The sequence below is a fragment of the Alloalcanivorax xenomutans genome (assembly GCF_032810065.1).
Taxonomy (GTDB): Bacteria; Pseudomonadota; Gammaproteobacteria; order Pseudomonadales; family Alcanivoracaceae; genus Alloalcanivorax; species Alloalcanivorax xenomutans.
The window spans coordinates 515,246-533,591 of the sequence record NZ_CP136538.1; the positions used below are offsets into that span (position 1 = coordinate 515,246).

Sequence of the window (18,346 nt, forward strand, 5' to 3'; positions counted from 1 at the left end):
TCGTGTAAGTTTACCTTTACGTTAACGTAAAGGCGTAAAGCGGGGCTGGACGGGCCCCTCATACCGACAACAATGAACGACAAGGAGCCTGCCATGACGGAGTCCTATACCCGTGGGCCGCGGGACAAGACGCTGCTGACCTCCACCATTGGCGATGCCTTTGACAATACGGTGGCCGCATACGGTGAACGGGAGGCGCTGGTGGCCAGTCATCAGCAGCTTCGTTACTCCTGGAATCAACTGGCCGAGGAAGTGGAACGCTATGCCCGCGCTTTCATGGCCCTTGGTCTGCAACCCGGTGATCGTCTTGGTATCTGGGCGCCAAACTGCGCCGAATGGTGCATTACCCAGTTCGCCAGCGCCAAAATGGGTGCCATCCTGGTCAACATCAATCCCGCCTACCGCCTCAATGAGCTGGAATACGCGCTAAAGCAATCCGGTTGCCGCTGGCTGGTCTGCGCCGATAACTTCAAGACCTCGGATTACCAGAGCATGTTGATGGAGCTGGTGCCGGAGCTGGCATCGTGCCGTCCCGGGGACGTGCACAGCGAAGTCCTGCCCGAGTTGCGCGGCGTGGTGAGCCTCGCCGATCAACCGCCCGCCGGTTTCGTCAGTTGGCGAGAGCTGGGCGCGCTGTCGGAATCCGTGGCGGTGGACGACCTCGGGAAGCGCCAGGCCGGCCTCAAGCCCGATGACCCGATCAACATCCAGTACACCTCCGGTACCACCGGCTTTCCCAAGGGCGCCACGCTCAGCCACCGCAACATCCTCAATAACGGCTATATGGTGGCCGAGAGCATGGGCTTTACCGAACGTGACCGGCTGGTGATCCCGGTACCGCTTTATCATTGCTTCGGCATGGTGATGGGGAATCTCGGTTGCATGACCCATGGCAGCACCATGATCTATCCGGCGCCGGGCTTTGACCCCGAAGCCACGCTGGAAGCGGTGGCCAGTGAACGGGCCACCGCCCTGTACGGCGTGCCCACCATGTTCATCGCCGAGCTGGGCCATCCGCGCATCAAGGAATTTGATCTTTCCTCCCTGCGCACCGGCATCATGGCCGGCGCGACCTGTCCCATTGAAGTCATGCGGCGGGTGATCAGCGAAATGCACATGGAGGAGGTGCAAATCGCCTACGGCATGACCGAGACCAGCCCGGTATCACTGCAAACCGGCGCCGATGATGAACTGGAGCGCCGTGTCTCCACCGTTGGCCGCACGCAGCCGCACCTGGAAACCAAGGTTGTCGACGAGCAGGGCAATACCGTGCCGCGTGGTGAAATCGGCGAGCTGTGCACCCGGGGCTACAGTGTGATGCTGGGTTATTGGAACAATCCGGACGCCACCGCCGATGCCATCGACGAGGACGGCTGGATGCACACCGGTGATCTGGCGGTGATGGACGACGCCGGCTATGTCCGCATCGTGGGACGCAGCAAGGACATGATCATTCGCGGTGGCGAGAATATTTATCCCCGTGAAATCGAGGAGTTTCTCTACACCCATCCCGCCGTGGCCGACGTCCAGGTGATTGGTATTCCCGACGATAAGTACGGCGAGGAAATTGTCGCCTGGGTGAAACTGAAAGGTGACGAAAATACCGATGCGGAGCAGTTGCGCGATTACTGCAAGAACCGCATCGCTCACTTCAAGACTCCCCGGCATTTCAAATTCGTGGACGATTTTCCGATGACGGTGACCGGCAAGATACAGAAATTCCGTATGCGTGAGATCAGCATCGAGGAGGTTCGTGTCACCGTTACCGAATCCTGATGTTTCCGAGCCTGTGACGACAGAGCCCGGCTGGCCGCCGGGCCGCGAGATATAAAAAAGAAGGAGAGCGACCCATGCGCCAGTACAACGAGGCGGTGGACCAATTCGATATTCAACAGGTGGCGAAAGCCGCTCTGAGCGGCTCCCTTGAGAGCCTGAATGCCTGCGTGGAATGCTGCGACCGTCATGCCCTGCCGGGGCGGATCGCCCTGTTCTGGGAAGGCGCCGATGGTGACAGCGCCACCTACACATTCAGCGAGTTGCGCGACCAGGCCTCCCGTTTCGCTGCCTTTCTCGCCAATCAGGGTGTGGGCGCGGGCGACTGCGTGGCGGGGCTGTTACCACGCCGGGTGGAGCTGCTGATCACGGTGCTGGCCACCTGGCGGCTTGGCGCTGTGTATCAACCGTTGTTCACCGCCTTTGGTCCGAAGGCCATCGACCACCGGCTGCAAACCGCCGGTACCCGGGTTGTGGTCACCGACGGTGACAATCGCGGCAAACTGGACGGTCTGGAAAGCGATCCATTGGTGGTCACCGTGGGTGGAGATAAAGGCCGGGGTATCCGCCGTGGTGACTTCAGTTTCTGGGCGGAACTGGAGAGCCAGCAGGACGGCGCCGAGCCGGTAATGCGCAGTGCCGACGACCCCTTTCTGATGATGTTCACCTCCGGCACCACCGGCTTGCCCAAGGCGGTACCGGTACCGCTCAAGGCCATCGTCGCTTTCGCCGGTTACATGCAACACGCGGTTGGATTGCGTGAAGACGATGCATTCTGGAATCTGGCCGATCCCGGCTGGGCTTACGGGCTTTACTATGCGGTGACCGGGCCGCTGTCCCTTGGTCACCCCACCACCTTCTATGACGGCGGCTTCACCGTGGAAAGCACCTGCCGGGTGATCAACAAATACGGTATTACCAACCTGGCCGGCTCGCCCACCGCTTACCGATTGTTGATGGCCGGCGGGGACACCGTGGTAAAGGCGTTGCGCGGCAAATTACGGGCGGTGAGCAGTGCCGGTGAACCGCTGACGCCGGAGGTGATCCGCTGGTTCGCCAAGGAACTGGGCACCATCATCCACGATCACTACGGCCAGACCGAGCTGGGCATGGTGCTGTGTAACCATCACGAACTGGAGCATCCGGTGCGGATCGGTGCCGCCGGCTTCGCCGTGCCCGGGCATCGGGTGGTGGTGGTCAACGAAGAGGGCGAGGAATTGCCGGCGGGACAGCCGGGAATTCTTGCCGTGGATCGCAATCAATCGCCGTTATTCTGGTTCCCGGGGTATCCCGCGGATCCGCAAAAGTCGATGCTGAAACACTATTATATGAGCGGCGATACGGTGGAGCTGAACGACGACGGCAGCATCAGCTTTGTTGGCCGTTCCGATGATGTGATCACCACTTCCGGTTACCGGGTTGGCCCGTTCGATGTGGAAAGCGCCCTGATCGAACACCCATCAGTGGTGGAAGCGGCGGTGATCGGCAAACCCGACGAAGAGCGTACTGAATTGGTAAAAGCGTTCGTGGTGTTGGGGGCGGGCTACCGAGGGGATGACGACCTGGCGAAGGAACTGCAGCAAGCGGTTCGCCAGCGGTTGTCCGCTCACGCCTATCCGCGCGAAATTGAGTTCGTGGAGTCGCTGCCGAAGACACCCAGTGGTAAGATACAGCGATTCCTGCTGCGCAACGAAGAAGTGGCGCGGCAACGCCAGGCGGCCGCCACGGCCTGATCCTGACGTTTTTTGTTCTGCCTTGCGCCGGCCCATTGGGCCGGCTTTTTATTGGGTTGATCGCGGTTTAGCGGCATCCGGCCCTACCCGCCATCGTGGACAGGCGGAGCCGCGTTACGTTAAACCCCAAGCCTGTTGCGGGCCTTGGAGATATGAATTGGCGGGGGGCACTACAACGCCGCTGTGGGAGCTTGCCTGCAAGCGAATCTTGGGGCCCGGAAGCCCATTCGCTTGCAGGCAAGCTCCCACAGTGGTGTTGTAGCCCGTTCCGTGCCAGTGGTTGGTCCGGAAGGCCTTCGTACAACCCCGCTTCGAGTGAACCGCGGCTCCGCTGTCCCGGATGGGGAGGTGGAGAGGAACCAAACCGCGATCGTGTCTTTAATACCGCACCGTCACCGACTTCAGTTCGGTGTAATCCTCGATGAAGGCGCTGCCGAACTCCCGGCCGATGCCGGAGCCCTTGACGCCACCGAACGGCACCGCCGGATCGATGAAGGTGTGCATGTTCACCCACACCGTGCCCGCTTCAATGCGCGGCACCAGACGCAGGGCCCGGGACAAATCGTTGGTCCAGAGGCTGGCGGTGAGGCCGTAGGGACTGTCGTTCATGAGGGAGAGCAATTCCTCTTCGTCATCGAAAGGCAGGAAGCACGCCACCGGGCCGAACACTTCCTCTTGCAGCAAAGTGGCATCGCGACGATCCGCCACCGCCAGGGTTGGTTCGATAAAGAAGCCAGGGCGGTCCAGCGCTCGGCCACCGTGGACGATCTCGCAACCCTGATCGGGGGCACTGGCGAAGTACTGGCTGACTTTTTCGAAGTGCGGGCGGTTGGAGAGCGGTCCAAAGTCGGTGCTTTCATCCAGCGGCGAGCCGATTTTGAGCTGCTTCAGCTGTGCCGCCACGCCGTCGACGATTTCATCCAGCCGTGAGCGGTGCACGTAGAACCGTTCCGCCGCCGCGCACACCTGGCCTTGATGCAGATAGGCCGCTTCCATGACACCCGCCACTGCTTTTTGGGTGTCGATATCAGCGAGAAAGCCGGCGGCGTTCTTGCCGCCCAGCTCCAGAGTGGCACGGGTCAGGTTGGCTTGCATGGCCTGGGCGCCAACCCTGCGGCCGGTGCTCATGGAGCCGGTGAACGAGACCTTGTTGATCTTTTCGTGCTCGATCAGCGCCTGGCCGCAGGCGCCGGTGCCGCAGACCACGTTGAGAACGCCGTCGGGCAGGCCGGCTTCCTTTGCCAACCCGGCCAAACGCAGCAGGGTGAAGGGCGTGAACTCGCTGGGCTTGATCACCACGGTACAACCGCAGATCAGTGCCGAGGCAATTTTCCAGATGGCGATCATCAATGAGAAGTTCCACGGCACGATACCGGCCACCACGCCGACCGGTTCGCGTAACGTGAAGGCGGTGTAGCGTTCGCCCTGCATGGAAGGCAGTGACGGTGTCAGTGTCTCACCGTTGATCTTGCCGGCCCAGCCGGCGTAATAGCGAAGGAAATGGCTGCTTTGTCCTACTTCGAAGGCCCGGGACAACTGAATGGTCTTGCCGGAGCACAGCGTTTCCAATTGCGCGAGCTCCTCCCCATGCTGATCGATCAGATCGGCGAGCCGGTTAAGGATGGCGCCACGCTGGAGTGGCGCCATATCCCGCCAGACGCTGTGAAAGGCGTGGTGGGCGGCGTTCACCGCAGCGTCTGTTTGCGCCGGTTCCGCCTCCCGTACCTCCGCGAAGGTTTCGCCGGTGCCGGGGTTCACCACCGGATGGGCCGGACCGGTGGCCCGGCCATAGTCGCCGTTGATGAAACAATCATGGCCTTGCTGCAGGAATGCCCGCACCTCGGGTAATAAAGCGATGTCGCTCATGGTCCAGTCCTCATTGCATTAAAACGAAAAGGCGACGATCAATTGGCTGTACAGGTTGCGATCGTCATTACCTAATTGCGTGCCACCATCGGCGGCGGCGCGGTCCGGTTGGTACAGGCCGATGACCGGAATCAGGGCGAGGTGGTCGTTCACCGCCCATTCCAGATAGAGGTCGTATTCCCGGGCACTGGTGTCCGCTCCGGCGTCCCGGTCCAGAGTGGTGAAGTCGTAGGCCAGCAAACCGAGCGACAGGTTTTCCTTTGGCGTCACGGTCGCGGCGAGATGATGGACTCGTGAATTGGTGTTGAACGGTCCAGCGTAATTCGCCGCCACTTCGCCCTGGAACCAGGTGCCTAGAGCGCGGCCATTACCGTAGAGCAGCGGATCGTAGCCGGTGGAGAAACGGCTGAATCGATAATGGATACTGGGCCGCCAGGGCATCCCGGAGAAGGTCCAGCCCAGTTCCGCGTACCAGGCGTTTTCATCACCCTGATCCTGATCCTGCCAGGCGTATTCCGCGGCCAGGAACAGATTCTCCACGCCAGCGTTGCCCTGAGCGCGCAGGCTGACGGTTTCCATGTCATCCCGTTGCGGATAGAGGAAGGCGAATTCGTCGTCGAGATCGGTGACCTTGACGTAGGTGAGGCCCATGGTGCCTTTGTCGTTTACATGCTCTAGCACACCAATGTTGAGTTCCGGTTTGGCCTGGGCCGGGTTATCCGATTGCAGCCACATGACGTCACCGCGCCAGCCTTGTTCGCCACCCAGGCTGATGATGGCGGTCTTGTCGAAGGCGCTGCGGCCGGCAAGATAGTAAGCACCGCCGCGGTTCAGCGCGCCATCGGCGATGCCCTTGCCGAAGTTCAGCGAGTCACTGGTGATCAGAAAGCCGTCGCCGACGATCACGCTCTGGCGGCCGGCGGACACCGCCAAGCCATCGTTGCCGAGGGCGGGAAACAGGGCGCCGGAGTGCCAGGTCAGGAAAGCATCCTCCAGTTTGGTGGTGCGCTCGCCGCCATCGGAGAAGCCGGCGGCGTCACCATCACCCCAGGTGCCGGTGGAGGTCCATCTCAGGGCGCCGGTGACGCGTTGATCCCGGGCCAGCCGGTGGTCGCCGCTGATGCCATACTTCACCGCGCCTTCCTGCCAGGTGACGCTGCCCTCGTCGAGAGTGCCGGCCTGGTCGTAGCTTTCCTGACTGTGCAGCCAGGCGGCGGTGCCGGAAACATCGAAATTCAAAGTAGTATGGTCGTTGTTGGTCAATTCCAGCGCTTGTGCACTGGTGGCCATTAGCAGGAGAGAGCCCCCGACAAGGGGGGCGAGCCTGACGCGCATGATGAATGTCCTCTGTTGTTATGGCGCTGTGGCGGGCATGCCGTCGTTGATGTCGATACCCTGGTCGCGCATGACACGGACCAGTCCGGCCCGGGTGCCTGGAATGTTGTCCATCATCCGGTGGCGAATCGCCGCCACTTCATCGGCGCTGTAGGGCTCGGCGCCGGCCGGCGTGCTGTCACCGGCGATACCGTCGCGGCGCAGGATCCAGTTCAGCAGCGCCGCCAGTTGTTCGTCGTTCAACGCCGCCTGAGCCACGCCAGGTACGCGCACCAGAAATTCCCTTCCCCCCGGTACGCGCAGAAAGTTGCCGACAAAGCCGATCATGTTGGGTACATCGTTGGCGGGCGCGCCTTGCCCCCGGGGCAGATGGCAGCCCGCGCATTGCAACTGATAGTTCACCTCCGGGCGATAGCCGGCCTGGGACAGTGGCACCTGCGGTTGTTCATTACCCGGTGCCGGTTTCTGCCCGGGGTCGGGAAACGCCCGGGCGTGCCCGGCAGGGGTGGCCAGACAGGCAACGACCAGCAACAGTGGCGGCAACGGCTTCATGCCGGGTTCAGGCGCTGGCCACGCCGCGAATCACAGCGACGGTGCAGTTGTAGACGTTGGCCTTGGCGCCCAGGCACCAGTTGATGTCGTTGTTGTTGAACGGTCGGTACATCGGTTCCTCGCTGTCGTTACGGGTGCAGGCGCACTGACCGCAGCTGTGCTTACCGCAGCAATCGTTGTAGGAGATGATGTAGTCCAGGCCGTCCGCCGGGTTGCGGCAGGTGCCGATCCAGGTGACTTGGGAGACTTCCGTGCCCGGCGGACAACTGGTCACCGAGCCGCCGCAGCAACTGCACAGAAAGCCGTCCACGGAGCAGTAACGCCAGTAGTCGCAGCTGTTGGGATCGCCCGGATCACCGGCGGATGGCGACTCCGCGGCCAGCGCCTTGGCGGTGCGGTCGATGGGTAGCAGCACCGGCATGGCGGTGCCCACCACCATCAGGGAACCAAGTTTGGAAAGAAAATTCCGCCGCGACGTGGTGCTGGCTACGTGCCGGCTGGAGCGTTCGAAAAAACGGTCGAGAAATTTCATGGTCGGACTCCTGGCTCAGGACGGCGTATGCATGGAAGGGGAGGGCTTGTTGAGGTACTCCTGCAGGGTGGCCGCACCGAGGTGCTCGGTTTCGAACAGGCTGTCCAGGTGTTCCCGCGAGTTCACCAGCCCTTTGGCTTTGAGCACGCCCTGACGATCGATCATCACCGCGTAGGGCAGCTTGCCGATCTGATAGGTCATGCCCACCTGCGGGCTGACCACGTAGCGAGCGCCTTCCAGCCCGAATTCCTTGATCAGTTTTCGTTGCTGTTCCGGCTCACCGTCGCTGATGTACACCACTTCCAGATCGTCGCGGGCCTTATCGATGGCACGCAGCGCGGGCAACAGGGATTTGCAGATCGGGCAAGTCGGCGACAGGAAGAACAGCAGTTGAGTGCGATCGTTGGCGTAGCCAAAATTCACCGGACGCCCCAACAGATCCTCGGCGGTAACCTGGGGCGCGGGCTGATTCACCGCCACGCCTTTGTCCACCATAAGAGCGCCGGCGGGGGCGATACGAGCGTGCAGAACACCGATCTGACGGATCAGGCCAAACACCACCAGAGCCAGGGCGATCAGTAAGCACCAGAGCAGAATGTTGGAAATCAATAGAGCAGTCATAGCGTATTACCTTCCGGTCAAAGCAAGCAGGCGCGGCCGATTCGCCAAGAGGGCATCGGTCGCGGCGTAAATCAGCAGGGTCGCGGCGCCGGCGGCCAGCACCACGAAACCGTCGAATAAACCCAGGGTGCGTTCGGCCACGGGCAGGCCGGCCGGTATCGCCAGGGCGATCAGCAAGCCATTGCGGATCAGCAGCAACGGATGCAGGGGTTGCTGACTGTTGGGGCCGGCGCAGCCGCAATCGAGATCGTGGCGCCCGCGCAGCAGATTGGTGATCATGGCCAGGGCGTAGAGCGCGAGCAGGCCGGCGGCGAGAACGGCGCTGGTGACGCGGCTGGGCTGGAACAGCAAGCCCAGGGCCAACGCGCCTTCCAGAACCGGCAGTGCGCGGGCGGTTACCGTGGTCAGACTCGTTGGCAACAGCTGGTAGGCATCCAACTGGCGTTCGAACCAGGCCGGTGCCTGCAATTTATGCAGCGCCGCGCTGGCCAGGATCACCGCCAGGGCCAGGGCGCCGGCGATGCTGATAATCGGATCCAGCGTCATGGTTATTCCTCCACTCAGTGATTGAGGATCAGCGTTGGGGTTTTGCTGACGCCTTCCATGGTGTGAAGGTGCTTGCCGGTTTTCAGATCAAAGGTCTCCAGGCCGCCCTCGATGTTGGTGCCCAGCAGCAGCGGCGCGTCATCGTTGGTGGCGTTGAGGCTCCAGATCAGATTAGGAGCCTCCAGCGTGCCGACCTTTTTGTGGGTCTTCAGATCGAACGCCCAGATGATGGTGCTCGGATCTTCCCACTTGTGCCGCTCATGATCCGGATGCATCAGTACGTAGAGACGATTCAGTCGCGGTGCGATGGCCATCAACTGCCAGCCGCCGGGGGCCCAGCCGTCTTTCTTTTCTTGTTCGCTGGTCAGGGACCAGGTGGGCAGGACCTTGGGTTTGGCGCCGGAGAAATCGACACCGTGAATGACGCCCTCGGTGGTAACGAAATAGAAGGTGTCGCCCAGATGGATGGCCCTTTCCACCAGCTTCTCCTGCTCCGGGTCGAAGAATTGGGTGGTGGTGCGATCACTGACCTTGCCGTTGTCATCCAGGGTGGTGACTTGCAGATCACCACTGCCGCACAGGGATGCGAAACGCCGGTCACCAATCGGGTAAGCGAGAATGCAGCCGTTGATGTTGACCTCGCTGGCCACTTTTCGGGCCTGGGTATCGACCACGGTAATGGTTTGTGACGGCGTGAAGTTGTAAACGTAAACAAAGCGGTCATCGCCGCTCATCGACAGCGCGTACTTCTCGGTCAGCGTGGAGGCGCGCTTGGCGGGGATTTCCACTTCCCAGGAGGGGGACAGGGTGCGGGTATCCCAGGCGGTCAGCACATCGGTACGGGTGCCGCGCACATAGCGGCTGAAAAAGATATCGGCGGTGTAGACCGTCTTCTGATCGTGGGCCAGCACCGCCGGCGCGGCGCCGCCGGTACTGAGCATGCCCAGCACTTTTTGTCGGTCCGGATCCACCACCACCACCCGGGTGGCGACCATGTTGTCGAACTCGAAGTCGATCAGATAACTGCGATGAGGACTGGGAGGGAAAGGCAGTTCGGCCTGGCCGACGGTTTCGGTCGGCAGCGCCGCGTACAAGGACGGTGGGATCAGTGCGGATCCCAGCGCCAGCAGGCCGGCGGCAAATTTGGACAAAGGCATGGTGATTCCCTGTTTTTGGTTATCGATGGCATGGAACACTGCCTTCAGTCTGCGCCGGTCAGGGAAGGGGAAGCTTGAGAATGGGTGCCAACCCGTTGGCTATTCTTGCCAAGACTAAGAGCAGGCTCTTAGAGGCGGGCGCGTACCCGTTGCTGAATGTCGCGAAGCTGGGGTTCGCTGAGTGTGGTGAGCGTATGCAGGCGTTCGGGCAGTCCGCTGCTCTTGCGCTGAACGTACAGATTGAAGCCTTTGCGTCGATCCCCGCGCACCTGAATATCGGCGATATCCTCATAGGGTATGAGGGCCAGCCGTGGGCGCAAGGTGGTGCCGAACAGAACCCGGAGGATGTCCCCGAACAGGGCTGGCCGGTCGGGCAGCGGCGCCAGAGGGACGTAGTGGATCCCGTGATCGTCCAGTCGGCAACGGATAACCCGGCCGGTACACCACAGCAAGGCCAGCCCGATCATCAGAAACGACAGGCTCATGCCCGCCATGATGACGCCGGGAAAGCTGACCAGCGAGGTCAGATAGAAAAGAATGCTGTCCTTCAGCGATTCACCCGTGCCCAGGCAGATCCAGACCGGCAGGAACCCCATGAAAGTGAAGATGGTGCCCGAGATGGCGGTGGGATAGCGCTTCAGGTAGTAGGATGTTGCCATGTCCGTATTTCGCCGGTAAGCGTCCATGAACGGATTCAAGCACAAAATGGCGGTTAATACCGCCGATCCTGCCCGCGGCTTTCTCTTTGTGGCGTTGCTGTGGCTATGGCCGGTGGTGCCTTGGGCGACGGAGATTGGTCCGCCGGGCGTTTATCTGGATTTTGCCGGCGACCGTCAGGACCGGTACCAGGGGCAACTGACGGCGCCGGAATTCACCGAGCCGCTTTATTTTCTGCTATCGGATTGGGTCGCCGCCGATATCGAAGTTGGTGGCGCCGAAGGCACGGTGGTGGCCCGGTTGAGCCGGGAGATGGGGGATATCTGGGGCGGGCCGGGCAGCTATGATCTGGCGGAAGGGCCGGCGCCGGAGAGCGGCTCCTGGTTCGCCGGCGTCCTGGCGCCGGGACGCTATGCGCTGTGGGTGGCGTCACCGCAACGCCAGTCCCTCTCCTACACCTTACTCATGACGGCGCCATCGCGCCGGCCCCCAGAGGTTTGGAGCGTGGCGCTCGGGCGTCTGTCGCGGGAGCCGATCCTGGTTACCGAACAACTGGAGGCACCGGTACTGACGCATCGTTATCAGGTGAGGATCGACCGTGAGGTGTTGTTGGAAGCGACGCTCGGCGTGACCGGGCCGATACCTCGGCTGCGGATTCTGTCCGCCGGTGGCCACCACGCCGTGGCACATACCCATGATGGGGAGGATGGCGTGCGCGTCCGGGTGCCGCCGGGCCGTTATCAAGTGGAGATCAGTGGCGAGCGGCCCGCGCACTATGACCTGACACTCCACGCCACGGGGTTTTCCGCAAGCAGGCCCTGACCGACATCAGTTGTGACGGCCCCGTGCCTGCAGACGCCAGTCGCTGGGGCTGATGGCGAAGGCCGCCTTGAAGCTGCGGCTAAAGGACGCACTGTCGGTAAAGCCGTAATCCAGAGCCACTTCAAGAATGCTGCGATGGTCATTGTCGGGCAAGGCGAGAGCGTCGCGCACCGCATCCAGCCGCACCTGGCGGATGAAGCGTCCGGGGGTGACCTGGTGCTCCTGAAACAGGCGGTACAGGGCGCGCCGGGACACATGCAGCGCCTCGGCCAGTTCGTCCGGGCTCAAATGCGGGTCGTCGATATGGGCAAGCACATGCTGATGGGCGGTATCCAGCCGAAGGGTAGGCGAGGCCTGACCCGCCGGCCTGACGGAACAATGGATCAGGGCGGACAGCATTAATTGCACCGCCTGAAAAATGGTCTGGGCGCTGTCGCCGTCGCCGGGGCGCTCCAGTAAAGCCAGCAGGGCGGCAAGGGCCGCGCGGGCGGTGGTGCGATCACTCAACGAACGGCCGCAAAGACGGTCACTAATCTGGTGCCAGCCGGGCACCGCGTGATAGGGCAGGGTCAACACCGTCAATTGCGCCTGGTGATCTTTCTCCAACCGATAGGGGCGGCTGGTATCGCACACGGTGATATCGCCGGGGCGCAGCACCGTACGGTGGCCATCCTGCTCCACCAGCATGCGCCCGGCCTGCTGCCACATGACCTTGAGGTAGCCGGTTTCCGCCCGTTTGATGGCGTAATCGGTGCGGGTGAGCTGGCACTGGTCGGCACGGATCACCGCCACCGAGCGCTCGCCGAGGCTGGTCAGGCGCACCCGGGCATGGAAGTCGTCGTCCCGGGGCGAGGCGATTCTGAGCCAGGGGAATTTGTCGTTGACGAACTGCCGCCACGGCTGAAACCCCCGCAGGGTGCGGGTTTCCACAAGATGACTGGTGCTGGCTGCGGGTTCCATCGGGACCCTCCGCGTAGGCGTTGGCGAAAAGAAGGGGACGGCTACCGCTTTCCGGTAATGCCGCTACCGGCGCAGCAAACGCCGTGCCAATGCTTCCTTTCCGCCTGGGATTGTTGGACTTTTAAGGAAATATAACAAATTAATGAATTGGGGCAATCAGGCAGAGGGAGGAGGGGGCCGCCATGGACTGCGGCCCACAAAAAAGCCCGCCGAAGCGGGCTTTTTTACTACCGGGCGCTGATCAGGGGATCAGGCCTTGGGGCCGGCGGCGTGGATCTCTTCGGACACGTCCGCGTATTTCTCGGCGAAGTTTTTCTCGAACTGCTGCGCCAGGTCACGGGCCTTGGCGTCGTACTCTTCCGGGTTGGCCCAGGTGTTTTTCGGTTGCAGCAGGTTGTCGTCCACACCGGGCACGGTCTTCGGCACATCCAGGTTGATGATGTCCAGGTGCTCGGTTTCCGCGTCGTCCAGGGCGCCGCTGAGGATGGCATTGACCACGCCACGGGTGGTGGGGATGCTGAAGCGCTCGCCCTGACCGTAGGGGCCGCCGGTCCAGCCGGTGTTGACCAGGAACACCTTGGAGCCGAATTCTTCCATGCGCTTGATCAGCAGCTCGGCATACTCACCGGCACGGCGCGGGAAGAACGGGGCGCCGAAGCAGGTGGAGAAGGTGCTCTTGATGCCGGGCTCGGAGCCCATTTCGGTGGAGCCGACCAGGGCGGTGTAGCCGCTCAGGAAGTGGTAGGCGGCGGCTTCCTTGCTCAGACAGGACACCGGCGGCAGCACGCCGGTCAGGTCGCAGGTCAGGAAGATCACGTGCTTGGGTTCGCCGGCGCGGTTCTGCGGTACCCGCTTCTCGATGTTTTCCAGCGGGTAGGCGGCGCGGGTGTTCTGGGTCAGGGACACATCGCTGTAGTCCGGCAGGCGGGTTTCGTCGTTGATGATGACGTTTTCCAGCACCGCGCCGAATTTGATCGCGTCCCAGATCACCGGCTCGTTCTTCTGGCTCAGGTCGATGCACTTGGCGTAGCAGCCGCCTTCGATGTTGAACACCACGCCCTTGCCCCAGCCGTGCTCATCGTCGCCGATCAGATAGCGGGCCGGGTCCGCGGACAGGGTGGTCTTGCCGGTGCCGGAGAGGCCGAAGAACAGGGCCACATCGCCGCTTTCGCCAACGTTGGCGGAGCAGTGCATCGGCAGCACGTCCTTGGCCGGCAGCAGGAAGTTCTGTACCGAGAACATGGCTTTCTTCATTTCACCGGCGTAGCGCATGCCGGCGATCAGCACTTTGCGCTGGGCGAAGTTGAGGATCACGCAACCGTCGGAGTTGGTGCCGTCGCGTTCCGGATCACACTGGAAGTCCACCGCGTGCAGGATCTGCCATTGGTCCTTGCCGGCCGGATTGTAGGTGTCCGGGCGGATGAAAAGGGTGTTGGCGAACAGATTGTGCCAGGCGGTCTGGGCGGTGACCTTCACCGGCAGGTAGTGCTCTTCGGCGGCGCCAACGTGAAGATGGGAAACAAAGCTGTCACTTTCAGTAACGAAGGACGCCACCCGATCCCAGAGGGCGTCGAACTTGTCCACCGGGAACGGGCGGTTCACCGGACCCCAGTGGATCTGCTCACTGGTGGAGGGTTCGTCGACGATGAAACGGTCCATCGGGGAGCGGCCGGTACGGTGACCGGTTTCCACCACCAGGGACCCGTTGGCGGCCAGTTGGCCTTCGTTGCGCTGAATCGCCAGCTCCACCAGTTGGGCCGGGCTCAAATCGTTGTAAATAATGGGATCGGTCATGGTTTTTCCTGGGCTTGTGGCCGAGCTGCGGGCTTGTACTCGGCGGCCGAAACCGCGTTCAAGGTAGCAAAGCCCCCTAGTTCGCATTGCGGGTGACAGTGCCGGTCTCGTGCCCTTTCGGGGCAAGACCTGAACCGGTGGTGTTTCCCACCTTTCGCCGTTTCCGGACCCGGAAAAACAGGCCAAGGGTAGCCGGACGGCGACTGCACGGGCCCAAGGAAGCAACCGGGTGGATGGCTTCGGGAAGCCCGACAGGGGCGCGATTATGCCAGAAAAGCCAAAAGGTGGCGACGCCGCGCCGGGGTCCGTTGCCACGGTTTTATGTTTCTTTGTGAATCAGCTCAGCCAAATCCACCGCATCGAAGTGTTCCTGGTGGCCGCAGAAGTCGCAGGTCAGGGTGGCTTCCCCCTGTTCGTCCAGGATCGCCTGCAGCTCTTCCTTGCCCAGGGAAACCAGCGCGCGCTGGGTGCGCTCCCGGGAGCAGGTGCAGCCGAATGCCAGCGGCTGCGCCGGCGGCAGCTGGGGCGGCGTGTCGTGGAACAGCCGGTGCAGCACGGTGGCGGTGTCCAGGTCCAGCAACTCCTCGCCACTGAGAGTGCTGGCCAGCGTTTCCAGGTGTTCCCAGGTGATGGCGTTGTGGTCGGCTTCGGCGATCTGATTGGGCAGGCGTTGCAGCATCAGACCGGCGGCACGGCCGTTGCCCGCCGCCAGCCACAGGCGGGTGGGCAGTTGCTCGGATTGGCGGAAATAGCCTTCCAGACAGGTGGCCAGGTCCGGCCCTTCCAGGGGCACGATGCCCTGATACTGGCGGCCCTGCTCCGGGCTGATGGTGATCACCATGGTGCCTTCGCCCAGCAGCGCCGGCAGGTTGGTGCGATCCGCCGGCAGGGATTCGGCGTGGCGAGCCAGCGCGCGCACCTTGCCGTCGTCGCTGCATTCCGCCATCAGCAGGGACAGCGGTCCCTTGCCCTGGGCCTGCAGTGCCAGGCGGCCCTTGAATTTGAGGGTGCTGGCGAGCAGGGCCACGGCCACTACTGCTTCGCTGATCAGGCTCTGCACCACCATTGGGTAGTCGCGGTTGCCGGTGATCGACGCCAGACTGCTTTCCAGGCGGATCAGTTCGCCACGGATGTCGGAGTCCGGGAAGAGAAAACGTTGCTTTTGGTCCTGCATTGGTGCCTTTCCTGCTGTTTTTGGGGCCATGACGACTATGAACAGGCGCCTAGATGTCGTTGTCGCGCTTGAAACGGGCCAGGTCGCGCCGTTCCTTCTTGCTGGGGCGGTGATCCGGGCTGGCGTTGGCACTGTGCGCCAGGCGCCGCTGTTCCGACTTGTCCTGCCGTTGCTGGCGGCTCTCCTCGGTTTCCTGATAGAGCGTCTGAGCGACGCTGGCCGGGCCACGCTTATTGCTGAGGCCTTCGACCCGCACCGTCCACTGCTCATCCCCTTTGCGGATCACCACTTCGCTGCCGGGCTGCACGGTTTTGCTGGGCTTGGCCTTGGCGCCATCGACCTGGATCTTGCCGCCCTCAACGGCCTGCTTGGCGAGACTGCGGGTCTTGAAGAAGCGGGCCGCCCACAGCCAGGAATCAATGCGGGTGCCTTCGCTCATGGCAGCACCCGCAGGAAATCATCGATGGCCTGGAACGGGCGGGTGTCGTCGCGCTCCGGCAGGCTGGAGTCGGGGCGGCGGATGGAAACCAGATGGCCAAGGCCGAAACGGCGTCCGGAATGCAGCACCGGCAGCGAATCGTCCACCAGCAGCGTGCGGGCCGGGTCGAACGGGTGCGCCTCACGCAGATTCCGCCAGAACGGCTGATGCTCCTTGGCGTGGCCATAGTCGTGGCTGGACACCAGGGCATCGAAGTAACGTTCGATGCCGGTGCGTTCCAGTTTCACCTGCAGCGCGTCGCGGTGGGCGTTGGTGACCATGACCACCCGCCGGGAACTGGCCGCGAGGGCGTCCAGGAAAGCCTCGGCACCGGGGCGGATAGCGATACGGTCCGCCGCCGCCCGCTTCAGTTCGACGATGTTGAGTCCCAGTTCCGAGGTCCAGAAGTCCAGGCAATACCAGTTCAGGGTACCCTGGTGGCGGCCGATCCAGTCATGCAGCTTACGCTCCGCCTGATCGGCGGGCAGCCCATGGGCCTTGGCGTATTGTTCGGGGACGTGCTGCTGCCAGAACCAGTTGTCGAAGCGCAGATCCAGCAGGGTGCCGTCCATGTCCAGCAGCACCGTGTCGATAGCGTTCCAGTCGATCATTGTCATGCCTGTCGGGGGAAGTGCCTGTCGCGGTGGCACAGTATGCAGGATCGGCGCCGGCGCCGAAATACACCGGGTGTCCGGTCCTGGTGCGGCGGTGCATAATCGGGACACATACGACAATAAAATGAGAAGGTTCGGTGAACGAAGAAGGGTTCCTCTACGAGCGGATCAGTCGCCGGCTGTTGGAGCAAATCGGGGCTGGCAGCTACGCCGTGGGGCAGAAGCTGCCCTCGGTGCGGCACTTGAGCCGCCTGTTCCAGGTCAGCGTCAACACGGTGATGCAAAGCTATCGCCAGCTGGAGGCGGAAGGTTATCTGGAGATTCGTCCCCAGTCCGGCGCCTATGTGCGTCATTGCGATGTCCATGACGTGCCGGAGCCGGATGGCTCGCGCTACCCGCTGCTGCCGGTGGAAGTGTCGCTGAGCGAGGAGGTGCTGCATTACATGGAATTGCATGTGATGCCGCACCAGGTGCGGCTCGGTATCGCCCTGCCGGGCGTCGAGGTGATGCCGGTGGAGCGGGTCACCCAGACGATTCGCGAGGTGGCCCGGCATTACCCCCAGGAAACCTGGGATTACATGCACCCCCATGGCTTTCCGCAGTTCACCCACCATCTGGCCCGCCGCAGCCTGTCGTACGATGTGCCGGTGGTGCCGGACGATATTATCGTCACCGGCGGCGCCATGGAGGGGCTGTCCCTGGCGCTGCGCAGCGTCAGCCGGCCCGGCGACGCGGTGGCGGTGGAGTCTCCCACCTATTACGGCACTTTGTTGCTGCTGAAGACACACCAGCGCCGGGTGGTGGAAATTCCCACCCATCCGCGCCACGGCATCAGCCTGTCGGCATTGGAGCGGGTGTTCGCCGAGCGCGGGGTGTCCGCCTGCATCGTGTCCGCCAATGCTCAGAATCCTCTCGGGTTCACCATGAGCCTGGAACGTAAGCAGGCGCTGTCGGCGCTGGCCCGGCGTTATCAGATCCCGCTGATCGAGAACGATGTTTGGGGCGACACCGTCTACGAAGAAGGCGCGCTGCCGGTCAAGGCGTTCGATGAAGACGGCTGGGTGCTGTACTGCAACAGTTTTTCCAAGACCCTGATGCCCGGCCTGCGCATTGGCTGGGCGGCGCCGGGCCGGTTCCAGCGGCGCTTCCTGGAACTCAAGCAATTGAGCACCATCACCTCCACCTCGCTGTCGCAGATCGTCATGGGCCGGCTGCTGGAAAGCGGCTTCTATGCCCAGCACATTCGTGACTTGCGCCGTACCTTGCAGCAGCAGGTGGAAGCCACCGCCCGGGAAGTGCGGGCGGCGTTTCCGCCGGGTACACGGTTGACCCGCCCCACCGGCGGTTGCGTGCTGTGGGTGCGCTTGCCGGGCCGGGTGAATGCCGTGGCGCTGTTCGAAAAAGCGGCCCGGGAGGGCATCCATGTGTTCCCCGGCGGCGTATTCTCGCTGGACAACAAGCATTCGGATTATTTGCGCCTGAACGCCGGAGGGCCGGTTACTGGTGCCGTGGTGGAGGCGTTACGCTGGCTGGGGCGGGCCACTTCGGAGCTGGCCGGTGGTTGCGTCATGGAGTGAGTCTCTCCATCGGGGGCACGGGGCTGTACAGATCCGCTTCGAGCGAACCGCAGCGTTCCGGGCTCTGGCACAGAAGGGGCTACGAAGCTGCTGTGGGAGCTGCCCTGGCAGCGAATGAGTTTCCGGGCCCCAACATTTGCTTGCAGGCAAGCTCC

Annotated in this window: 17 protein-coding genes; 4 read left to right on the top strand and 13 right to left on the bottom strand. The window is 62.6% G+C overall.

From position 1 onward, the window contains the following. Window positions 1-93: 93 nt before the first annotated feature. Both RYH70_RS02540 and RYH70_RS02545 read left to right on the top strand, forming a co-directional pair. The gene (locus RYH70_RS02540) at window positions 94-1,776 is read left to right on the top strand and encodes an AMP-binding protein (RefSeq protein WP_317009744.1); all 1,683 of its coding nucleotides are present in this window, start codon (window positions 94-96) and stop codon (window positions 1,774-1,776) included. Window positions 1,777-1,850: 74 nt separating this feature from the next. Next, a complete protein-coding gene (locus RYH70_RS02545; protein WP_317009745.1) occupies window positions 1,851-3,506 on the top strand; it encodes an AMP-binding protein in 1,656 nt (551 codons plus the stop codon). 378 nt (window positions 3,507-3,884) lie between these two features. Here RYH70_RS02545 and RYH70_RS02550 read toward each other — a convergent pair whose 3' ends face one another. The 8 genes from RYH70_RS02550 to RYH70_RS02585 form a co-directional block, all read right to left on the bottom strand. Continuing rightward, window positions 3,885-5,372, bottom strand: coding sequence for an aldehyde dehydrogenase family protein (locus RYH70_RS02550; protein ID WP_026948479.1), 1,488 nt, complete (start codon window positions 5,370-5,372; stop codon window positions 3,885-3,887). An 18-nt stretch (window positions 5,373-5,390) separates the two neighbouring features. Beyond that, the gene (locus RYH70_RS02555) at window positions 5,391-6,662 is read right to left on the bottom strand and encodes an alginate export family protein (RefSeq protein ID WP_317009746.1); all 1,272 of its coding nucleotides are present in this window, start codon (window positions 6,660-6,662) and stop codon (window positions 5,391-5,393) included. Between the two features lie 63 nt (window positions 6,663-6,725). Continuing rightward, window positions 6,726-7,259 carry a cytochrome C gene (locus tag RYH70_RS02560; protein ID WP_317009747.1) on the bottom strand — a complete coding sequence of 178 codons (534 nt, stop codon included), beginning with the start codon at window positions 7,257-7,259 and terminating at the stop codon, window positions 6,726-6,728. 7 nt (window positions 7,260-7,266) lie between these two features. Next, the gene (locus tag RYH70_RS02565; protein WP_014992899.1) at window positions 7,267-7,791 is read right to left on the bottom strand and encodes a methylamine dehydrogenase light chain; all 525 of its coding nucleotides are present in this window, start codon (window positions 7,789-7,791) and stop codon (window positions 7,267-7,269) included. Between the two features lie 15 nt (window positions 7,792-7,806). Further along, entirely contained in the window at window positions 7,807-8,412 is a 606-nt protein-coding gene (mauD, locus tag RYH70_RS02570) for a methylamine dehydrogenase accessory protein MauD (protein WP_022994315.1), read from the bottom strand. Between the two features lie 6 nt (window positions 8,413-8,418). After that, window positions 8,419-8,958, bottom strand: coding sequence for a MauE/DoxX family redox-associated membrane protein (locus RYH70_RS02575; protein ID WP_014992901.1), 540 nt, complete (start codon window positions 8,956-8,958; stop codon window positions 8,419-8,421). A gap of 14 nt (window positions 8,959-8,972) precedes the next feature. Beyond that, a complete protein-coding gene (locus tag RYH70_RS02580) occupies window positions 8,973-10,115 on the bottom strand; it encodes an amine dehydrogenase large subunit (protein WP_026948482.1) in 1,143 nt (380 codons plus the stop codon). Window positions 10,116-10,243: 128 nt separating this feature from the next. After that, window positions 10,244-10,774, bottom strand: a complete 531-nt coding sequence (locus tag RYH70_RS02585; RefSeq protein ID WP_143247725.1) for a hypothetical protein — start codon at window positions 10,772-10,774, stop codon at window positions 10,244-10,246. A gap of 25 nt (window positions 10,775-10,799) precedes the next feature. Between RYH70_RS02585 and RYH70_RS02590 the strand changes: the two genes are divergently transcribed. Then, a complete protein-coding gene (locus RYH70_RS02590) occupies window positions 10,800-11,594 on the top strand; it encodes a hypothetical protein (RefSeq protein ID WP_233918009.1) in 795 nt (264 codons plus the stop codon). A gap of 6 nt (window positions 11,595-11,600) precedes the next feature. Here the strand turns inward: RYH70_RS02590 and RYH70_RS02595 are convergent, their stop codons facing one another. The 5 genes from RYH70_RS02595 to yrfG form a co-directional block, all read right to left on the bottom strand. Beyond that, window positions 11,601-12,554, bottom strand: a complete 954-nt coding sequence (locus RYH70_RS02595) for a helix-turn-helix domain-containing protein (RefSeq protein WP_055099327.1) — start codon at window positions 12,552-12,554, stop codon at window positions 11,601-11,603. 249 nt (window positions 12,555-12,803) lie between these two features. Continuing rightward, entirely contained in the window at window positions 12,804-14,348 is a 1,545-nt protein-coding gene (locus RYH70_RS02600) for a phosphoenolpyruvate carboxykinase (RefSeq protein ID WP_026948486.1), read from the bottom strand. Window positions 14,349-14,667: 319 nt separating this feature from the next. Next, a complete protein-coding gene (gene hslO / locus RYH70_RS02605) occupies window positions 14,668-15,522 on the bottom strand; it encodes an Hsp33 family molecular chaperone HslO (RefSeq protein WP_026948487.1) in 855 nt (284 codons plus the stop codon). Between the two features lie 49 nt (window positions 15,523-15,571). Then, window positions 15,572-15,961 (bottom strand): RNA-binding S4 domain-containing protein, encoded by a 390-nt coding sequence (locus RYH70_RS02610; protein ID WP_022994322.1) that lies wholly within the window; start codon window positions 15,959-15,961, stop codon window positions 15,572-15,574. Beyond that, window positions 15,958-16,611, bottom strand: a complete 654-nt coding sequence (gene yrfG / locus RYH70_RS02615; protein WP_233918006.1) for a GMP/IMP nucleotidase — start codon at window positions 16,609-16,611, stop codon at window positions 15,958-15,960. The genes RYH70_RS02610 and yrfG overlap by 4 nt, the downstream gene beginning before the upstream one ends. 140 nt (window positions 16,612-16,751) lie before the next feature. Between yrfG and RYH70_RS02620 the strand changes: the two genes are divergently transcribed. Beyond that, window positions 16,752-18,191 carry an aminotransferase-like domain-containing protein gene (locus RYH70_RS02620; protein WP_284455089.1) on the top strand — a complete coding sequence of 480 codons (1,440 nt, stop codon included), beginning with the start codon at window positions 16,752-16,754 and terminating at the stop codon, window positions 18,189-18,191. The last annotated feature ends 155 nt before the right edge of the window (window positions 18,192-18,346 follow it).